Below are 17,045 nucleotides of genomic sequence, written 5' to 3'. Positions count from 1 at the left end.
AGGGCCCTTTACCTCAAACGCCCGGCCACGCGATTGGCACTGCTCAGGTGCTGTTGCAGATCATCGATCAGCATTTTTTGCTCACCGTCCCGGCGCAGGACCGTTTCCAGCCGGGAGCGCAGCGCCTTGACCTCCTCCCATGCGCCGGCAAGCTCCCGCACCCTGACCGCGTTGCCTTCTCTGGCTGCGGTGCGAAGCTCGGCAAACAGCGCCGACAGGCAGGAGTGGTGCATCAGATCGCCGCCGAACAGATGGCTGTTGGGGATGTTCTCGAAGTTGAGGCCCGTGGCCAGCGGCAGATCGATCTGGCTGGACTGCGCGGGCTCGTCGCGGCTGGCGGCGAGATAATCGCCCTCGATCGCTGCGGCGGCCACGAACTGGCGCGCCGAGTCGAACTGGTCGGCCGGTATCTCGTTGGCCGCCTTCACATTGTAGGCGATGTGGACCTGTGACCAGAGCCGAGCCCGGACGCTGGCCTTGATGCCCTTGGGCAGATGACGGACGCGGCTATCGACCAGGCCGGACAGCACGTGAAAGCCATCGGTGCCGATGGTGGTCTGGGCAATCGTCTCGGTCTCTTCGGGATCAATCTGCTGCAGGCGCTTTTCGCACTGGATGAAATAGCGACGTGCCTGGCGGCCCTTCTCGTTGCGCTCGACCATCGACAGCTCTTTGGCCATATCGAGGGTGAGGTGGTATTCGGTGGTTCGAGATATTCCGCGTTGGCCGTTCTTCCTTTGCGTTTCCCGGTTTTGGGAGACGCATAAAAAGTCGACCCCTTGCTCAAAGCCGTACTGTCCGACCCGGTCTGAAATCCACGAGGCGAAACGTTTCCCTACATCCAAGAAAGCATGAAGATCTCGTGCATCAACGAGCTGAGCGGATTCGGCATTGATGGTGCCGGAGAATACGGTAACGGGTGCTGCGGAAAACTGTGCGTGCATGGTGTGGCTCCAATGTTGCTGTTTGGAGTCCGCCCATCGCTGCGAAACAATTGGGGGGCGGACCGTACGCGGGTTCGCAGACCGGGGCAACATAGGAAACCCGGCAGCCCGAAGGCTCCCACGCACGGCCCGCCATAACTGACAGGCACAAAAAAACGCCGTAAGGCGCTGTGCGCCATGTTGCTGATCGGGCTGCGAAACCCGGCCGCTGATTTTGCAGTGGCAAATGAATAGTGGCTCAGGTGGGGAAAGGCGTCAAGTCATAGCAAGGCAACAGAAGGCGCCGGGCGATGGCCCGGCGCGGGTGTCTAGCTGTAAAGCTCTTTCTGCCTATTCCAGATAGCTTTTGGCTGTCTCAATGAGTGCTTGATTATGAGAAAAAATGTCAGGAAGCGCTGTGATGTCGTGCCGTGTCTCCTTGCCTTCTGCGAAAAGCCCGATGCGCCACACGCTTTTTGAGTTGAAGTGCAGTCGGCAGAGAGGTTTGCGGTTATTGTTATCTAGCAGAATAGCGCAGTAGGTTTTGGCATCACGCATATGAACCCGGCTCGGATCGATCGCTCCAGCCAAGATAGCCCGTACGATATTGAAACCATCAATTTCCTCTTGAGTGGTAACAATATCGCTTTTTTCCTCAGCTTCTTCTAGCACTGGAACTGTATCGCCACTGCTGGCGGGTGCTACTGACTCTTCACCGGATGTGGTGGCAAGCGCCGATTTGAGGCGCTGTGAAACCTGCTCCTTAATATGCTGCGCCATGGCGTCACGTACGATCGGCGTGAAGTCATCAATCACCTGCTGGGTCATTCGTCCGTCGTAGAAGTTTTGCGCCAATGACTTGATGAAATCACGGGGCGGGTTCTTCACTAGTTCGGAAAAGGCCGACTTGGCCAGATTGGTATACTTCAATCGGTTGGCGGTACTCAGGATCGCATCGACATTAAAAACCGATTTGGCAAACTTCTTCAGCTCTTCAATGTCGCGCTCATTGTAGTCGGTCAATCTGAATGTGAAGAATGGACGGTTATCGAGTCGGTTGGCATCATCCAGATCGGAATAAAACCGGTACTCGATGCCGTTAGTAAGGATGGCGAACTTGGCCTCGGTACAATTGAAGTAGCGATAAAGCTGACTGAATTGAGCACTGGCGAGGTCTGTGGTGCGTGGCTTGCACTCCACCAAAATCGACAGCTCTCCGCCATTCTTGATTGCATAGTCGACCTTTTCTCCCTTTTTTAGCCCCACGTCGGCAGTGAATTCCGGCATCACCTCAGACGGGTCGAATACGTCATAGCCCAAACTTTGGATGAAGGGCATCACCATTGCGTTCTTGGTCGCTTCCTCATTGACTACATGATCCATCTGTTCACTGGCGCGATTTGCTAGGTCGGAGATCCTTTGTGCTATGTCCATTGCTTTTCCATTGATACGGTTTCATTGAGTTACACCCCGGCAAAGTGATGGTAAGCATGAAGTTTTTGGCAAGCAAAGTTTTAATGATGAGCATATCTGTACGAAAAAACAGTATTACGCATGTATCAGTCGTAAAAGCGTTATTGCTAATATTTAACTGTTACCGGTTGTAATAAAAGGCAAGGGCATGAAAAAGATCATCATGGGGGTGGGTCTGCTGCTGGCGGCGCCGCTGGCGTGGTCCGCTGAAAGCGAGATGCCACGCTACGACGTGGAAGCCGAGTGCGACTCTGTCGCTAGGGTGGGCGGAAATTATAGCAACACGACCTATAACGGCTGCATGCAGATGGAGCAAAGCGCCTACAACGCCCTTAAAAAGCGTTGGAGCGGTCTGTCCGCAAGCATTCGTCAGGAGTGTGAACGGGTGGCTACCGTCGGCGGCGGGGGCAGCTACTCCACGCTTCAGGGCTGTGTCCAGATGGAGCAGACCGCATCCAATAATCAAGAACAGTTCGAGTATTAAGGGTTTACAGGATGACAAACGAGAACAGCGCAATCAGCACCACTAACGATCAGGTTCCTGCTGAAAGGGAGCCGCAGAAAGCCCAGGGGCAGGTGGCTGGTAGCATGAAATACTGTCATGGTTGCGGTAACCAGTTGCACGCCTCGGCCCAAAGCTGCCCGGGCTGCGGGGCATCCATGCGCAAAAAGGGAGGCAAGACAAAAGTGGGTGCAGCTCTTTTTGCCTTCTTCCTGGGTGGGTTCGGGGCGCACCGCTTCTATGTGGGTAACGTGGGACTGGGCATTCTGTATCTGCTTTTTTGCTGGACGTTTATCCCGGCCATCGTTGCCTTTTTCGAGTTCATCTATTTTCTGGCAATGGATGAAAATACCTTCGACGAGAAATATAACTGAAGGCATATCCTGAAATTTGAGCGCCGGGCATGAGCCCGGCGTCCAGGAAAGCCATACGAGCACCGCTTTTCATAACCATTTAACCCCCTCTCTCGAACCCCTGCCAGCGGTACCCCCATCCCGCCCGCGCAACACTGGCCAACATTCATAACCTGGCTGGTGACGCATGACTGCAATTCCCAACAGCCTGACCGCCGGCACGACACTATCGCTGCCGATCACCCTGACGGCATGGCCGGCCAGCGACTGGTCGCTGACGCTGATGCTGCGGGGCGCCGGTTCTGTAGACCTGACCGCAACGCCTGAAGGCAAAACCCATCTGATCGAGGCTGATGCCGCCACCACTACCCAGTGGCCGGCAGGGCGCTACTGGTACAGCCTGCGGGCTCGCCGGGGTGACGAGGTCCACGAGATCGACAGTGGTGACATCACCATTCAGGCCGACATTGCCGCGCTGGACGCGGGCCATGACGGCCGTGCCCACGCCGAGCGCGTGCTCGAAGCCATCGAGGCCGTGATCGAGGGCAGGGCGTCGAAGGATCAGGACAGCTATCGCATCAACAATCGCGAGCTGCGTCGCACGCCCATCGATCAGTTATTGAAGCTGCGCGATCGCTACCGGCGAGAGGTGCAACAGCTACGGGCAAAGCGCCGTGGCCAGAGCCCGCTCGGCCGTAACGTGCTGGTGAGGCTGTGATGCTGGATCGTCTGCGCGCTCGCCTCAATCGTAACCCGTCATCAGCTGCTGCCCCGGTAGAGCCGGTGATCGGTCAATCCGCCGGAGATGACCCGGGGCGCAAAGCCGCGAGTATCGGCCGTGCGCAGAAGCGGTCGCTGCTCGAGCAGGCGCGGGGCGATCGCCTGAGCCAGGACATGCCGACCATGCCGGTGCCGACCGACAGCGTCATCGAGCGCAACCAGCGCTCGCTGGTGGCGCGGGCGCGGCATCTGACCATCACCAATGACTACGCCCGCGGATTCCAGCGCCAGTGCCGTCAGAACATCGTTGGCCATCAGGGCGTGGGGCTGCAGGCGCAGGCACGGGATTCCGACGGCACGCTCGACGAGCAGGCCAACGATGCCATCGAGGCGGACTGGCGGAACTGGTCACGGCGCGAAAACTGCGATATTGCCGGCCGGCGCTCCCTGCGCCAGCTGTGCAACCGGGCCGTCGATGACGCGGCCAGCAGCGGCGAGTTCATGTTCCGTGTGGTGCAGGGGCGCGACGTGAACGCCTGGGGCGTTGCCATTCAGGTACTGGACCCGCAGCGCTGCCCGGTCGATTACTCCGAGGACCGGCTGCCCGGCGGCCGCTTTATTCGTCAGGGCATCGAGCATGATCGCCACGGCCGCCCGCTCAACTATCTGTTCTCGACGCTCGATCCCAGCGAATCCAACTACTCACTCGGCGGTCGCCGCTTTGTGCGCGTGCCGGCTCGGGAGATTCTGCACGGCCATCTTGAAGACCTGCCGGGCCAGCGCCGGGGCTTGCCGTGGATGGTCACGGCCGTGATGCGCATGCGCCATCTGGATGGCTATGAAAGCGCGGCGCTGGTCAATGCGCGCGTTGGCGCCTCGAAGAGTGGTTTTTTCGAGTGGGAAGAGGGAGCCGCGCCCGATCGTGAAGATGACGACGATGATGGGCCGCTTTATCTGGATGCCGAGCCCGGCTCGTTTCAGGAGCTGTCACCGGGGCTGCGTTTCAAGGAGTTCAATCCGCAGTACCCCAGCGGCGAGCTGGCGCCGTTCTCCAAGCAGATGCTGCGCGGCATCAGTACCGGGCTGGGCGTCTCCTACAACACGCTCGCCAACGACCTCGAAAACGTCAACTTCTCGTCGATCCGCCAGGGCGTGCTCAACGAACGCGAGCACTGGAAGGACATGCAGGAGTGGCTGATCGAGAACCTGCTGGAGCCGCTGTTCGATCTCTGGCTCCCGCGGGCATTGCTCAAGGGCATCTCGCTGCCGTTGACGCCCGGCGCCAGCCTGCGGCCGTCGCGGCTCGAAAAATATCGCGAGCACGTCTGGCAGCCGCGCCGCTGGGACTGGGTCGATCCCGACAAGGACAGCAAGACCGCCGAGCGTGACATCCGCAACAAGCTGCGTTCGCCCAGCCAGGTCATCCGTGAGCGTGGCGGTGATCCGCGCAGCGTCTGGCGCCAATACGCCGCTGACCGACAGGCAATGCTGGATGCCGGCATCCCCGAGCATATCGTCGATGCCGAGATGGGCTCGGCTCATCAGTCCCGGCCGTCGCAGCCCAGTCAGTCCGAATCCGAGGAGAGTGGTGATGAAGGATAAGCACGACACCGACAACCGGCAGCATCAGCCGGTTCGACCCAACGACCGACCCGCCGACAAGGTCCGACAGCTCACCGGCACACACCAGACTCGCGGCGTCACGGATGCCCAGCTGGCACAGATCCGCGACCAGTCCCTGCAGCGCGACATCATGACCGGTGAGGTGCGCAATATCGACGAGCAGGCGCGCACCGTTGAGCTTGCGTTCTCGAGCGAGGCGGAGGTCGAGCGCTGGTTCGGCATCGAGGTGCTCGACCATGGTGACGCCGCCATGCGCACCGAGCGACTCGAAAACGCCGCCGCCGTGCTGGTCGATCACAACTGGCGTGATCAAGTGGGGGTGGTTGAGTCCGTCACCATCGGCGCCGATCGCGTCGGCCGGGCAAAGGTTCGTTTCGGGCGAGGCAATCGCGCATCAGAGATCTGGCAGGACGTGGTCGACGGCATTCGGCGCCATGTCTCCGTGGGTTACGCCATCTATCGGGTCGAGGTGGAGGAGCGCCCCGGGATGCCGGACATGGTGCGCGTCACCGACTGGGAGCCTCACGAGATCAGCATCGTGGCAGTGCCGGCAGACACCTCCGTCGGGGTAGGGCGTTCGCATGAACCAGCGCCAGCGGAGCCGGGCCGAAAGGCCGGAGAGACTGGCCACCACCATCATCGTTCCAGACAATCGGGAAGCGACATGAAAGAGAAGATCCTGCGCGACGGCTCCGGCAATCTCGTCCGGGCCAAGGTCGATGACGACGACAACATCGTCCAGGTCATCGAGATGATCGAGCGCTCCGGCGAGGCAGAAGAATCCGCGCGCCGCCAGGCGACGGCGGACGAGCAGAAGCGCGCCAGGGACATCATGGAAATGGGCCGTGCCTACGGCAATACCGAGCTGGCCGCCCAGCATGTGGCCGATGGCAGCAGCGCTCAGGATTTCCAACGTGCCCTGCTCGATTCAATGCACGGCGGCAATGACGACGGCAAGGGCAAGGGCAATGGCTCACGCTCCGGCGGCGCCAGCGGTGGCGGTAGCGGTGGTCAGCGCAGCGGCGCCTCGACCGGCAGCGGCCAGCAGACCGGGCGCTCGCTCAGCGACAACGCCCCCGGACAGTTTGGGGACGGCTCCGGCGAGATCGGCATGGACGGCGACGAGCGCCAGCGCTACTCGCTGATGCGCGCCATCCGTGCCATGGCCAATCCTCAGGACGCGCGGGCCCGCGAAGAGGCAGCCTTCGAGATCGAGTGCAGCCAGGAAGCGCAGCGACGCTTCGGAAAAGAGGCGCGGGGCATTCTGATTCCCGAAGATGTGCTGGGCGCTCGCGATCAGCGTGCGTTCAATGCTGGCGGGGCCGGGAACACTCCGGCGGGCGCTCAGACCGGCAATAATCTGGTCGATGACGTCCTGATGACCGGCAGCTTCATCGATATGCTGCGCAACCGCACCACCATCATGCGTCTTGCGCGCAGCATGGCCGGCCTGGTGGGCAACGTCTCGATCCCGAAGCAGACCAACGGCGCCACCGCGTACTGGGTCGGCGAGGGCGAGGACGCCTCCGAAGGCTCGCCGACCATCGGCCAGATCAACATGTCGCCTAAGACCGTGGCGGCTTACACCGACATCACGAGGCGCCTGATGATGCAATCGACGCCGGACGCCGAGGGCATCGTGCGCGGCGATCTGGTGGCGGCACTGGCGCAGGCGATCGATCTCGCCGGCTACTATGGCAGCGGCACCGACAACCAGCCTCTCGGCATTGCCAACACCAGCGGCATCAATGCCGTGGATTTCGCCACGGCGGGCAAGCCCACCTATGCCGAGCTGGTACAGATGGAGTCGGAAATCGCCGCCGACAACGCCGACGTCAACTCCATGGCCTATGTTCTCAACGCTCGCGGCCGTGGCCACGCCAAGACCACCAGCAAGTTCCAGAGCGGTACCGATGCCGGCACGATCTGGGAGACCGGCAACACCATTAACGGCTACACCGCCGAGGTGACCAACCAGGTACGCAGTGGCGATGTCTTCCACGGCAATTTTGCCGATCTGGTGGTGGGTCTCTGGGGTGGTCTCGACCTGACGGTCGATCCCTACAGCCTGTCGAAATCCGGCGGCACCCGGCTGGTGGTCTTTCAGGATGTCGATTTCGTGGTGCGCCGCGTCGAGTCGTTCTGTCTGGGTCGTGCTGCCGGCACTGCCTGATTATTCTTACCGGGCCGTCTGCGGACGGCCATGGCCGTTTGAGGTGGTTCCATGACGAAACAACAGACCGTCACTATTCAGTGCACCAGCGCATTCATGCTGGCCGGTGACATGATCACGCCCGGCGAGACCATCAAGGATGTGCCGGTCTCCGATGCGCGATCGCTGGTGACCCGAGGCAAGGCGAAGCTGCTGAGCGGTAGCAATGACGATCTTGATGGCGACGATGATCCTTCCCTGCAGGAGATGACCGTCGAGCAACTCAAGGCAATGGCCGAGGAGCTCGAAATCGAAGGCTTTTCGAGCATGAAAAAGGCCGAGCTGATCGCCGCGATCGAAGCCGCTCAGGCTGACACCGAGGGCGACGAGTAATGCCCGCGCCGGACTGGGAAGACCTCGACGTTTTCTTCGATGAAGTCGAGTTTGCCTGTCGGGTGACGGTTCAGCGCGCCGACGGTGTTGAGCTTTCCCTGTCCGGCATCTTCGAGGACGCATACTACGACGCCCAGCTAGGCGAATACGCCATGGACAGTACCCGGCCGCGGGTCTGGTGCAAACTGTCGGACGTGCCCGGGGTGGAGCGCTTCGATACCTGTCGCGTCAACGGCACGCCCTACGATGTGATGACGAAACCCCAGGGCGACGGCAGTGGCATGGCCATGCTCGATCTGGCGGTGCGCAATGCTTGATTTCGACATCGACGAGTCCGATCTGCAGTCAGTCGTGAGTGAGCTCGGGGCAGCGCCCCGGGAAGTGCGGCTCTCCTACAATCGGGCGCTCTCACGCACGGCCGCGACCCTGCGGCGCCTGTCGAGTCAGGGGCTACAGGACGAGCTGGGGCTGCGCCGGGCAAAGGCGCTGCGGCGTCGAATCAAGCAGCTGCGCATCAAGCGAGGGAGCGGCAGCAGTGTGCAGCTCTGGTACGGCCTCAATGATCTGCCGGTCTCCGAGTTCAAGGGCCGGGTGGCCGGTGGCACCGACGGTGCCAGCTACGCCGGCGCAGGCGGTTCTCATCGATTCCCCGGTGCCTTTGTGGCAAAGAGCCGCGAAGCACGGCGCAAGACCATCCTGCGGCGCAAGGGGCAGTCTCGCCTGCCGGTCGTCGAGGAGCGCCTGCCGATCAAGAAGCGCGCCGACATCTACGTCGAGGATCGTATATTCCACCGCCTTGACGAGATCTTCTGGGACTATTTCCGGCGCGATCTGACCGCGCGTGTCCGCTATCTGAGGTCGCGATGAATATCGACGATGGCATCAGTCTGGATGCACTGCACCAGAGCATTATCGACACGCTGCATCAGCAATTCCCGGAGCTGCGGACCGTCGATGACTATCCCGATGATCGCCGGCGCGTGACGGCCCCGGCGGTGCTGATCGAGCTGGTCGAGTTGACGCCGGTGCCCGACGACGACCCGGGGAACGGCCAGCTGGCGATGGAGGCCCAGTTCGAGGCCAGATACATCGTCGGGTTTCGCGGCCGCGATCAGCAGCGCGCCATCCGACGTAACGTCGCTGCGCTGGCACATTTCGTACACCAGCAGAGGTGGGGATTGAGTATCGAGCCTGCCCGCGTCATGGCCTGCGAGCGTGACGAGTTTTCTCCGGAGTTGGATCAGTATCACGTCTGGCGCCTGAGCTGGGCGCAGACGATCTTTGTGGGCGAGAGCATCTGGGACGACACTGGCGTGACGCCTGCCGAGGTGTGGGTGGGTATTTCGCCACTGACAGGCCCGGAGCATGAGGACGACTATCGCCGCGTGAACGGCCGGGGGAGTGCATGAAACCGGATGCCTATCGGCTGGCCGATCTCGAGCGCCGTCTCCACAACCTCCTGCGTGTCGGTACTGTCAGCGATGTGGATGCGGCATCCGCACGCTGCCGCGTTGCCGCTGGCGGGATCGTAACGACCTGGCTGCCGTGGCTGACGCAACGTGCCGGCCCTGATCGCACCTGGTGGGCACCGGAACCCGGCGAGCAGGTCATGCTGCTGTCACCCTCTGGTGATTCGGCCCAGGCCATCGTGTTGCCCGCCATCTATCAATCGGCCCATCCCGCCCCGGGCGAGCGCGTGACGCATCATGTTACCGAATACGCCGATGGCACCCGTGTCGAGTATGACCGCGACGCCGGCCACCTGACGGTGGACTGCGTGGGCGATGTCACTATCCGAGGCGCTCGAGCGCTTCATGTCGAGTTTGGCGGATCCATCACGCTGGATGCCAGCGATGTCACGATCAACGCGCCGCTCAGAGTCAACGACTCGGTAACGTCCTCCGGCGACATGATCGCCGACGGCGTCAGTCAGATCGGCCACATCCACGATGGTGATAGCGGCGGCAAGACCAGCCCGCCCAATTGATAGAACCCCTGCCAGCGGCTCACGCATGCTCGCCCGCGCAAGCTGGCGGCATGAACGGTACGAACGCGCAGACCGGGCGCTCCCTCTCCGGCATCGACCATTTGCGGCAGTCGCTGCGCGACATCCTGACAACGCCAATCGGCACCAGGGTGATGCGGCGCGACTACGGGTCGCGGCTGTTCGAGCTGATTGATGCGCCCATGAACAACACCACCCTGCTCGAGCTCTACGCGGCTACCGCCGAGGCAGTGGCCCGCTGGGAGCCGCGTTTCCGATTGACGCGAGTGCAGGTTGCCAGCGCCGCCCCCGGCCATGTCGTTCTGGATCTGCACGGTCGCTACCTGCCGAACGGGCAGGCCCTGCAACTCGATGGCATTGAGGTGCGCTGATGGCATCCCCGATCAATCTGTCCGCGCTACCGGCTCCTGACATCGTTGAAACCATCGATTACGAGACGCTGCTGGCGGAGCGCAAGGAATATCTGATCTCGCTGTATGCCGAATCCGAACGGGCAGGCATTCGCGAGACGCTCGCGCTCGAATCCGAGCCGATCACCAAACTGCTCGAGGAAAATGCCTACCGGGAAGTGGTGCTACGTCAGCGCGTCAACGAAGCCGCCCGGGCGGTCATGCTGGCCTACGCTGGCGGCGATGACCTGACTCAGCTGGCGGCCAACGTCAATGTGGATCGCCTGACTGTCGATCCCGGCGACCCGGATGCCGTGCCGCCGGTACCGCCCACACTAGAGAGCGACACCGATCTACGTCTGCGCGCTCAACGCGCGTTTGATGGGCTGAGCGTCGCCGGCCCGCGCGCCGCCTACGTATTTCACGCGCTCAGCGCCGATGGCCGGGTGGCCGATGCCACCGCCGTCAGTCCCAGCCCCTGTGTGGCCGTCGTCACGGTGCTGTCCCAGCTCGGCACCGGCGAGGCGACGCCGGATCTGCTCGACATCGTTACGGCGGCACTGTCTGCAGAGGACGTGCGCCCGGTCGGCGACCGGCTTACCGTCCAGTCGGCCGAGATCGTCGATTATGCCATCGACGCCACCCTCTATATGTATCCGGGACCGGAGCAGGAGCCGATCATTGCGGCCGCGCAAGCCAACGTCGAGACGTATGTCAGCGAGCAGCGCCGACTGGGGCGCGATATTCGCCTGTCGGCGATCTATGCCGCGCTGCACGTCGAAGGTGTCCAGCGGGTAGAACTGGCCAGCCCGAGCGAAGATCTGGTGATCGATGAAACCCGGGCCTCGCACTGCACCGGTATTACGGTCGCGAACGGGGGCACCGATGAGTAGTCCGATCCTGCCGCCGAATGCCACTGAGCTCGAGCGTGCCGCAGCTGAGGCACTGGCCGACCTCGAGCGCGTGCCGGTACCGCTGCGCACGCTCATGAACCCCGATGACTGCCCGGGGCCATTGCTTCCCTACCTTGCCTGGGCGTTCAGCGTGGATCGCTGGGACACCACATGGAGCGAGAGCGCCAAGCGCGGTGTGGTGAAAGCGGCGTTCTATGTCCATTCCCGCAAGGGCACGATCAGCGCCCTGCGCCGCGTTGTCGAGCCACTCGGCTACCTGCTCGAGGTCAGCGAATGGTGGCAACGGGTACCCGAGGGCGAACCGGGAACGTTTTCGCTGCGCATCGGCGTGCTGGACACCGGCATCACCGACGAAATGTTCGTCGAGCTGGAGCGGCTGATTGCCGATGCGAAACCCCTGACACGCCACATCACCGGCCTCGACATCACGCTGAGCACCTCCCTGACCACACACGTCGGCGTGTCCGTTTACGACGGCGACGAAATCGACGTGCTGCCCTGGGCGGGCCCGGATATTGACGTCTCATGCCACGCAAGCCGCGCCGTGGTCACTACCACCACTGACACACTGGAAGTCGACATCCATGGTTGATCAAAACTCTACATTTGGCGGATTCCTGACCGACGTTGGCGAGGCGAAGCAGGCCAATGCCAATGCGCTGAGTACGCCATGGAAGCTCACGCACATGCTGCTGGGTGATGCCAACGGCAGCGATCCGGTACCGGACGCAAAGCAGACGAGCCTGATCAATCAGGTGTATCGCGCCCCGGTCAACCAGCTGTCGGTCGACCCGGACAACCCCGGCATTCTGATCGCCGAGCTGGTACTGCCACCCAACGTCGGCGGCTGGTGGATTCGAGAGCTGGGGCTCGAGGACGCGGACGGCGACTTCGTGGCTGTCGCCAACTGCGCGCCCAGCTACAAACCACTGCTTGCCCAGGGCTCGGGCCGCAACCAGGTCGTGCGCATGCACCTGATCCTAAGCAACACGGCCAACGTCCAGCTAAAAGTCGATCCATCAGTGGTGCTGGCCACGCGCCAGTACGTCGACAAGGCCATCGAAGCCCACGCCAAAAGCCGCAACCACCCCGACGCGGATACCAAAAACAAGGGGTTTATGCGGTATGCCACGCTGACCGAATCGAGAAAGGGGAAGGAAGCCAAAGCCGCCCAGACGCCAGCTGGAGGCATGGCCCAGATTGATGATCACCGTCAGGAAGAAAGCGCACACAACGCTGGGCAGATCACACTGGCATCAACGCTCGAAAAGTTCGGCGATGCTGGCACGGTGCAGGCAGTGCTGGCCCTGCTGGGTGACGCCGCAAAAAGTGGCGTTGGTCATGGTTCGGGCCTTGATGCCGACACGCTGGACGGTATGCAAGCGACAGATTTTGCCGGGTCAGACGCATTTCAGAATGTCGTCGTTTTCAGGGTGGGGATCAGCAAATTTAGAGTGCCCGATGTACTAAAGAAAGGACTGCGCAAGGCCCTGATAACTCTATCCAGCGGCGGTGGTGGTGGCGGATCGTCATCCTCGCTGTCGAACAGAGGAGCGGGAGGGGGTGGATCGGCCACGGGATTTGCTCTGCTCGATTTAACCGGAGTGGATGAGGTGTTGGTTACTGTGGGAAAGGGTGGCGCGATGGCGCCAAATTCCAACGCGTCGGGCGGCAACGGATCAACATCTTCATTCGGTGAATTCTGCTCCGTCGAGCCCGGTCGGGGCGGCGACTCGGGTAGCGGTGGCGGCGGAGGTGCAGGAGGTAACGGCGGTACGGGATGTTATTTCTACGCCGGCGGCGGTAATGGTGGCGACTCAAATGGGGCGGATGGTAGTGGAGGTTCAGCCGAGGGTGGCACTAGCATGCTGGGCGGCCCCGGAAGAAGCGGGGTAGGGATGGGAGTTCCCCCTACAGGCTATGGCGCAGGCGCAGGCGGCGGCAGGGCCGATAACGGGTCATATGCCGGGGCGGATGGGATCATTATTGCGAGGTTTTAACTATGTGGGCACGTATCGATAGCGGCGCCGTGGCCGAGATCACTGACATTAACCCGGTGGGTCGATTTCCTCGGTCACTCGAATGGGTTGAATTTGATAGCAGAACCAACGTCCGGGAGGGTTGGCTGTGGGACGGTGAAACGCTATCACCGCCGCCGCGGGCCCCAGCGCCAGCGCGTCGCGCCTCGGCCATCGACCGGGTCGACGCCACCGCCGACCGCGTCCGCGCCTCAGATCGATCCGTCGGGCAGTATCTCGATGCGGAATACCGTTTCGTGTATGACGCGCTCGCCGAGTACCGTGCCAGCCCGGACGGCAAAATTCCCCAGGCGATCCGCGCGCACGCCGATGCCGAGGGCATTACCGAGGCCGCGGCCGCCGAGCAGATTGCCGAATCCGCCGGCCGCGCCGAGGACCGTCTGCTGGAAGTGCGCCGCATCCGCCTCGCCGGCAAAGCCGAAATCCGCGAGGCCGGCGATGACGCCGACTTCATGGAAATCGCCCGGCCCTACATCGACCGGCTCGAAGCGTTGGCACCCTCGGCAAACGCCGACGGCTGACGATAGAACCACTGCCAGCGGAGCCTGTTGCGCGCCCGCGCGATGCTGTCAGCACTTCATTGGGTGAAATGCTGATCAGCAGAGGCAATATCCGCATGGCTGACAAATTCCTTCACGGCCCCGAGGTTCTGGAGATCGATACCGGCCCTCGGCCGATCCAGACCGTACGCTCGAGCGTCATCGGCATCGTCGGCACAGCGCCGGATGCCGAGGGCGCTACCGCCGCAACGCTCACTACCGGCACTGCCGCTGCCGGTTCGGCAGTTGACTACATCGCTGTTCAGGCCGGCACCAGCGGCAACAATGTCCGGATTCGCTACGTCGATCCCGGGCAGCCCGGCACCGAGCTGGCGGTCTCGGCCTCCGGTAACGACATCACCGTCACCCTGGGCACCGATGCCGATGGCATCGTGTCGAGTACGGCCAGCGATGTCGTGACCGCCGTCAACGGCTCATCCGAGGCCGCTGCTCTGGTATCGGCGGCCCTGCCTGATGGCTCTGACGGTGCCGGCCTGACACGCGCCCGGGGCTATCGCTCACTGTCCGGCGGTGCCGCTGAGCCGTTCCCACTCAATACCCCCACGCTGGTGGCCGGTAGCCGCACAAAGGCTTCCCGTCTCGGCACCGCCGGGACTCTCCAGCGGGCGCTGGAGGGCGTTTTCGACCAGATCGGTGCCGTGGTGATCGTTGTGCGCGTCGAGGAGGGTGGCGACGAGCAGCAGACGACCGCCAATGTGGTCGGCGGCGCCAATGCGAAGACCGGTCAGCTCGAGGGGGTTCACGCACTGCCTGGCGCTGTCAGCGTGATGGGTTTTCAGCCTCGCATTCTCATTGCTCCCGGATTTACGCATCAGCGCGAGAACGGCCGCCGTAACGCCGTGGTCGCTGAGATGCTGGGCATTGCCGATCGCATGCGCGCCGTGGTGATCGCTGACGGTCCCAACACTACCGACGACGCTGCGCAGCGTTATGCCAACGACTGGGGTAGCGCCCGGGTCTACATGCACGATCCCTGGTATCAGGTGCTGGCGGATGATGGTAGCTATGTGGATGAGCCGTCATCGGCGCGCGTGGCCGGCATCATCGCCCGTACGGATAATGATCAGGGTTTCTGGTGGTCACCTTCCAACAAACCGGTTAACGGCATCGTCGGCACCAGCCGCCCGGTGGATTTCACGCTGGGCGATGCCAACGCCCGCGCCAACCTGCTCAACGAGGGCGGTATCGCCACCACCATTCAGCAGGACGGTTACCGCCTCTGGGGCAACCGGTCGCTGACCGACGATATGAAGTGGATTTTTCTGTCGGTAAGGCGCACGGCAGACATCATCAACGACAGCATCCTGCGTGCTCATCTGTGGGCGGTTGATCGCAACATCACGCGCACTTACGTCGAGGACGTGACCGAGGGCGTCAACGCCTACATCGGCGGACTGGTTGCCCGGGGTGCGCTGCTGGGTGGCCGCTGCTGGCCTGATCCTGACCTCAATACACCGGCCAACGTCCAGCAGGGCAAGGTCTATTTCAACTTCGAGTTCACGCCCCCGTACCCGGCCGAGCACATTACCTTCCGCTCGATGCTGGTGAATGATTATGTGGAAGAGGTTTTCGCTTGAGTCGCCCAGGGGCTCGCAAGATTGCGATGGAAAAGGGTTTGTCGAAGTATTTTTCAGGCAAGCCCTGCCCCAAAGGGCATGTTGCATGGCGCTCGACCGCTAAAGGTGTGTGTTTGGAGTGTCAACGCGGGTACTCGGCTCGCCGTTGTCGTGAGAACCCAGAGGCAGTGGCGGCGATCTCTAGCCGTTGGCGAAAGAAAAACCCAGATTATGCGGCAAAAAATCGAGAGCGCATTAACGAGAATAGCAAAAAATATCGGAATGAAAATCGCGAGGCCTATGCGGCTCATCGCGCTGCCTATCGAGCCAGAAAAGCAAATGCAACGCCGCGGCGGCCTAGCGAGTTCGACGACTTTGTCATAAAGGAAGCCTACAGCCTTGCGGCAAGACGTACCGAAGAAACCGGTTTTTCTTGGGAGGTCGATCACATCGTTCCGATTGCTGGAGAGGCCGTCTGCGGACTTCATGTCGCGGCCAATATCCAAGTAATCCCGCGCTTCGTGAATAGGCGCAAAAGCAACCGCTTCAATGAGATCAGAGAGGTATTCAACTGATGGCTGTCGCACGCAACATCATCAAAAACATGACGGTTTCGGTCGACGGCCGCGGCTATGCCGGCAACGTCGACGAGTACACGCCGCCCCAGCTCAACCTGGCAACCGAGGAGTACCGTGCTGGTGGCATGGATGCACCGGTGACGCTCGACATGGGCATGGAAGCACTGGAGACCAGCTTCGTGCTGAGCGCCTACGATGCTGACGTGCTGCGCCAGTTCGGTATCGCCGAAGGGGAAAAGGTGCCATTCGTTGGCCGTGGTGCCATGGAATCCTACGACGGCACGATCACGCCGGTGCGTCACGTCATGCGCGGCAAGATCACCGGTATCGATCGTGGCACCTGGACACCCGGTACCAAGGCCACGATGACGATCACCATGCGGCTGGATTACTACCGCGAAGAGCACGATGGGTCGACGATCCACGAGATCGACATCGAAAACATGGTGCGCACCGTCAACGGCACCGATTACATGGCCGAGATCCGCACCGCACTGGGCGTCTGAAACTTCCTTCAATACTGATGACCGGCATGGCCGGTCTTCGTTGCACATGACTAGAGGCACACACCATGTCCGATACCGCCCCGGAATACCTCGAGATGGCTGACGATGGGAGCTACGTCGACATCACGTTACCGCGCCCGGCAACGTTCGCCGGCGTTGAACAGCAGAAACTGCGCATGCGCGAGCCCACTGTAGATGACCAGGTGGTGGCCAGCGAGATGAAAGGGTCTGACGCTACGCGCGAGATCAGCATGTTCGCCAATCTTTGCGAGGTCGCGCCCGACGAGATTCGGGCACTGCCGATGCGATCGTGGACGCGCGTCCAAAAGGCGTATTCCAGTTTTTTGGACTGAGCGGTG

General features: G+C 61.8%; 21 protein-coding genes. 19 read left to right on the top strand and 2 right to left on the bottom strand.

What is annotated here, in order from left to right; all coding sequences use genetic code 11:
* Window positions 1-8 precede the first annotated feature (8 nt).
* Both M1D97_RS10385 and M1D97_RS10380 read right to left on the bottom strand, forming a co-directional pair.
* Window positions 9-944, bottom strand: coding sequence for an antA/AntB antirepressor family protein (locus M1D97_RS10385; protein WP_456267663.1), 936 nt, complete (start codon window positions 942-944; stop codon window positions 9-11).
* A gap of 330 nt (window positions 945-1,274) precedes the next feature.
* Entirely contained in the window at window positions 1,275-2,357 is a 1,083-nt protein-coding gene (locus tag M1D97_RS10380; protein ID WP_456267662.1) for a type I restriction endonuclease, read from the bottom strand.
* 187 nt (window positions 2,358-2,544) lie between these two features.
* Here M1D97_RS10380 and M1D97_RS10375 point away from each other — a divergent pair, with 187 nt between their 5' ends.
* From M1D97_RS10375 to M1D97_RS10285, 19 genes are all read left to right on the top strand, one after another.
* Window positions 2,545-2,880, top strand: a complete 336-nt coding sequence (locus M1D97_RS10375; RefSeq protein WP_456267661.1) for a hypothetical protein — start codon at window positions 2,545-2,547, stop codon at window positions 2,878-2,880.
* A gap of 11 nt (window positions 2,881-2,891) precedes the next feature.
* Entirely contained in the window at window positions 2,892-3,272 is a 381-nt protein-coding gene (locus M1D97_RS10370; protein ID WP_456267660.1) for an NINE protein, read from the top strand.
* Window positions 3,273-3,438: 166 nt separating this feature from the next.
* On the top strand, window positions 3,439-3,969 hold the full coding sequence (locus M1D97_RS10365; RefSeq protein WP_456267659.1) for a hypothetical protein: 531 nt from the start codon (window positions 3,439-3,441) through the stop codon (window positions 3,967-3,969).
* Window positions 3,969-5,573: a phage portal protein gene (locus M1D97_RS10360; RefSeq protein WP_456267658.1), complete on the top strand. Its 1,605-nt coding sequence runs from the start codon at window positions 3,969-3,971 to the stop codon at window positions 5,571-5,573. The genes M1D97_RS10365 and M1D97_RS10360 overlap by 1 nt, the downstream gene beginning before the upstream one ends.
* The gene (locus tag M1D97_RS10355) at window positions 5,563-7,767 is read left to right on the top strand and encodes a phage major capsid protein (protein ID WP_456267657.1); all 2,205 of its coding nucleotides are present in this window, start codon (window positions 5,563-5,565) and stop codon (window positions 7,765-7,767) included. Before M1D97_RS10360 ends, M1D97_RS10355 begins: the two co-directional genes overlap by 11 nt.
* Before the next feature lie 51 nt (window positions 7,768-7,818).
* Window positions 7,819-8,139, top strand: a complete 321-nt coding sequence (locus M1D97_RS10350; protein ID WP_456267656.1) for a Rho termination factor N-terminal domain-containing protein — start codon at window positions 7,819-7,821, stop codon at window positions 8,137-8,139.
* The gene (locus M1D97_RS10345) at window positions 8,139-8,456 is read left to right on the top strand and encodes a head-tail joining protein (RefSeq protein ID WP_456267655.1); all 318 of its coding nucleotides are present in this window, start codon (window positions 8,139-8,141) and stop codon (window positions 8,454-8,456) included. Before M1D97_RS10350 ends, M1D97_RS10345 begins: the two co-directional genes overlap by 1 nt.
* On the top strand, window positions 8,449-9,006 hold the full coding sequence (locus M1D97_RS10340; RefSeq protein WP_456267654.1) for a hypothetical protein: 558 nt from the start codon (window positions 8,449-8,451) through the stop codon (window positions 9,004-9,006). Before M1D97_RS10345 ends, M1D97_RS10340 begins: the two co-directional genes overlap by 8 nt.
* Entirely contained in the window at window positions 9,003-9,548 is a 546-nt protein-coding gene (locus M1D97_RS10335; RefSeq protein WP_456267653.1) for a hypothetical protein, read from the top strand. Before M1D97_RS10340 ends, M1D97_RS10335 begins: the two co-directional genes overlap by 4 nt.
* The gene (locus M1D97_RS10330) at window positions 9,545-10,126 is read left to right on the top strand and encodes a phage baseplate assembly protein V (RefSeq protein WP_456267652.1); all 582 of its coding nucleotides are present in this window, start codon (window positions 9,545-9,547) and stop codon (window positions 10,124-10,126) included. The genes M1D97_RS10335 and M1D97_RS10330 overlap by 4 nt, the downstream gene beginning before the upstream one ends.
* A 50-nt stretch (window positions 10,127-10,176) precedes the next feature.
* Entirely contained in the window at window positions 10,177-10,515 is a 339-nt protein-coding gene (locus tag M1D97_RS10325; RefSeq protein WP_456267651.1) for a GPW/gp25 family protein, read from the top strand.
* Window positions 10,515-11,426 carry a baseplate J/gp47 family protein gene (locus M1D97_RS10320; RefSeq protein WP_456267650.1) on the top strand — a complete coding sequence of 304 codons (912 nt, stop codon included), beginning with the start codon at window positions 10,515-10,517 and terminating at the stop codon, window positions 11,424-11,426. Before M1D97_RS10325 ends, M1D97_RS10320 begins: the two co-directional genes overlap by 1 nt.
* Window positions 11,419-12,039, top strand: coding sequence for a phage tail protein I (locus M1D97_RS10315; RefSeq protein WP_456267649.1), 621 nt, complete (start codon window positions 11,419-11,421; stop codon window positions 12,037-12,039). The genes M1D97_RS10320 and M1D97_RS10315 overlap by 8 nt, the downstream gene beginning before the upstream one ends.
* The gene (locus M1D97_RS10310; RefSeq protein ID WP_456267648.1) at window positions 12,032-13,447 is read left to right on the top strand and encodes a phage tail protein; all 1,416 of its coding nucleotides are present in this window, start codon (window positions 12,032-12,034) and stop codon (window positions 13,445-13,447) included. The genes M1D97_RS10315 and M1D97_RS10310 overlap by 8 nt, the downstream gene beginning before the upstream one ends.
* 29 nt (window positions 13,448-13,476) lie before the next feature.
* Window positions 13,477-14,007 (top strand): hypothetical protein, encoded by a 531-nt coding sequence (locus M1D97_RS10305; protein ID WP_456267647.1) that lies wholly within the window; start codon window positions 13,477-13,479, stop codon window positions 14,005-14,007.
* A 95-nt stretch (window positions 14,008-14,102) separates the two neighbouring features.
* On the top strand, window positions 14,103-15,623 hold the full coding sequence (locus M1D97_RS10300; protein WP_456267646.1) for a phage tail sheath subtilisin-like domain-containing protein: 1,521 nt from the start codon (window positions 14,103-14,105) through the stop codon (window positions 15,621-15,623).
* A 26-nt stretch (window positions 15,624-15,649) separates the two neighbouring features.
* Entirely contained in the window at window positions 15,650-16,177 is a 528-nt protein-coding gene (locus tag M1D97_RS10295) for a hypothetical protein (protein WP_456267645.1), read from the top strand.
* Window positions 16,177-16,686: a phage major tail tube protein gene (locus M1D97_RS10290; RefSeq protein WP_456267644.1), complete on the top strand. Its 510-nt coding sequence runs from the start codon at window positions 16,177-16,179 to the stop codon at window positions 16,684-16,686. The genes M1D97_RS10295 and M1D97_RS10290 overlap by 1 nt, the downstream gene beginning before the upstream one ends.
* A gap of 65 nt (window positions 16,687-16,751) precedes the next feature.
* Complete coding sequence (locus M1D97_RS10285) at window positions 16,752-17,039, top strand: phage tail assembly protein (protein WP_456267643.1); 288 nt, start codon at window positions 16,752-16,754, stop codon at window positions 17,037-17,039.
* Window positions 17,040-17,045 lie beyond the last annotated feature (6 nt).

Source organism: Kushneria sp. AK178 (genome assembly GCF_053903105.1).
This window is presented reverse-complemented; position numbering and strand designations above follow the sequence as displayed.

What these genes read in the sequence shown, in the direction of transcription:
- M1D97_RS10385 (WP_456267663.1), bottom strand. Translation starts at nt 944, where the DNA reads ATGCACGCACAGTTTTCCGCAGCACCCGTTACCGTATTCTCCGGCACC.
- M1D97_RS10380 (WP_456267662.1), bottom strand. Translation starts at nt 2,357, where the DNA reads ATGGACATAGCACAAAGGATCTCCGACCTAGCAAATCGCGCCAGTGAA.
- M1D97_RS10375 (WP_456267661.1), top strand. Translation starts at nt 2,545, where the DNA reads ATGAAAAAGATCATCATGGGGGTGGGTCTGCTGCTGGCGGCGCCGCTG.
- M1D97_RS10370 (WP_456267660.1), top strand. Translation starts at nt 2,892, where the DNA reads ATGACAAACGAGAACAGCGCAATCAGCACCACTAACGATCAGGTTCCT.
- M1D97_RS10365 (WP_456267659.1), top strand. Translation starts at nt 3,439, where the DNA reads ATGACTGCAATTCCCAACAGCCTGACCGCCGGCACGACACTATCGCTG.
- M1D97_RS10360 (WP_456267658.1), top strand. Translation starts at nt 3,969, where the DNA reads ATGCTGGATCGTCTGCGCGCTCGCCTCAATCGTAACCCGTCATCAGCT.
- M1D97_RS10355 (WP_456267657.1), top strand. Translation starts at nt 5,563, where the DNA reads ATGAAGGATAAGCACGACACCGACAACCGGCAGCATCAGCCGGTTCGA.
- M1D97_RS10350 (WP_456267656.1), top strand. Translation starts at nt 7,819, where the DNA reads ATGACGAAACAACAGACCGTCACTATTCAGTGCACCAGCGCATTCATG.
- M1D97_RS10345 (WP_456267655.1), top strand. Translation starts at nt 8,139, where the DNA reads ATGCCCGCGCCGGACTGGGAAGACCTCGACGTTTTCTTCGATGAAGTC.
- M1D97_RS10340 (WP_456267654.1), top strand. Translation starts at nt 8,449, where the DNA reads ATGCTTGATTTCGACATCGACGAGTCCGATCTGCAGTCAGTCGTGAGT.
- M1D97_RS10335 (WP_456267653.1), top strand. Translation starts at nt 9,003, where the DNA reads ATGAATATCGACGATGGCATCAGTCTGGATGCACTGCACCAGAGCATT.
- M1D97_RS10330 (WP_456267652.1), top strand. Translation starts at nt 9,545, where the DNA reads ATGAAACCGGATGCCTATCGGCTGGCCGATCTCGAGCGCCGTCTCCAC.
- M1D97_RS10325 (WP_456267651.1), top strand. Translation starts at nt 10,177, where the DNA reads ATGAACGGTACGAACGCGCAGACCGGGCGCTCCCTCTCCGGCATCGAC.
- M1D97_RS10320 (WP_456267650.1), top strand. Translation starts at nt 10,515, where the DNA reads ATGGCATCCCCGATCAATCTGTCCGCGCTACCGGCTCCTGACATCGTT.
- M1D97_RS10315 (WP_456267649.1), top strand. Translation starts at nt 11,419, where the DNA reads ATGAGTAGTCCGATCCTGCCGCCGAATGCCACTGAGCTCGAGCGTGCC.
- M1D97_RS10310 (WP_456267648.1), top strand. Translation starts at nt 12,032, where the DNA reads ATGGTTGATCAAAACTCTACATTTGGCGGATTCCTGACCGACGTTGGC.
- M1D97_RS10300 (WP_456267646.1), top strand. Translation starts at nt 14,103, where the DNA reads ATGGCTGACAAATTCCTTCACGGCCCCGAGGTTCTGGAGATCGATACC.
- M1D97_RS10295 (WP_456267645.1), top strand. Translation starts at nt 15,650, where the DNA reads ATGGAAAAGGGTTTGTCGAAGTATTTTTCAGGCAAGCCCTGCCCCAAA.
- M1D97_RS10290 (WP_456267644.1), top strand. Translation starts at nt 16,177, where the DNA reads ATGGCTGTCGCACGCAACATCATCAAAAACATGACGGTTTCGGTCGAC.
- M1D97_RS10285 (WP_456267643.1), top strand. Translation starts at nt 16,752, where the DNA reads ATGTCCGATACCGCCCCGGAATACCTCGAGATGGCTGACGATGGGAGC.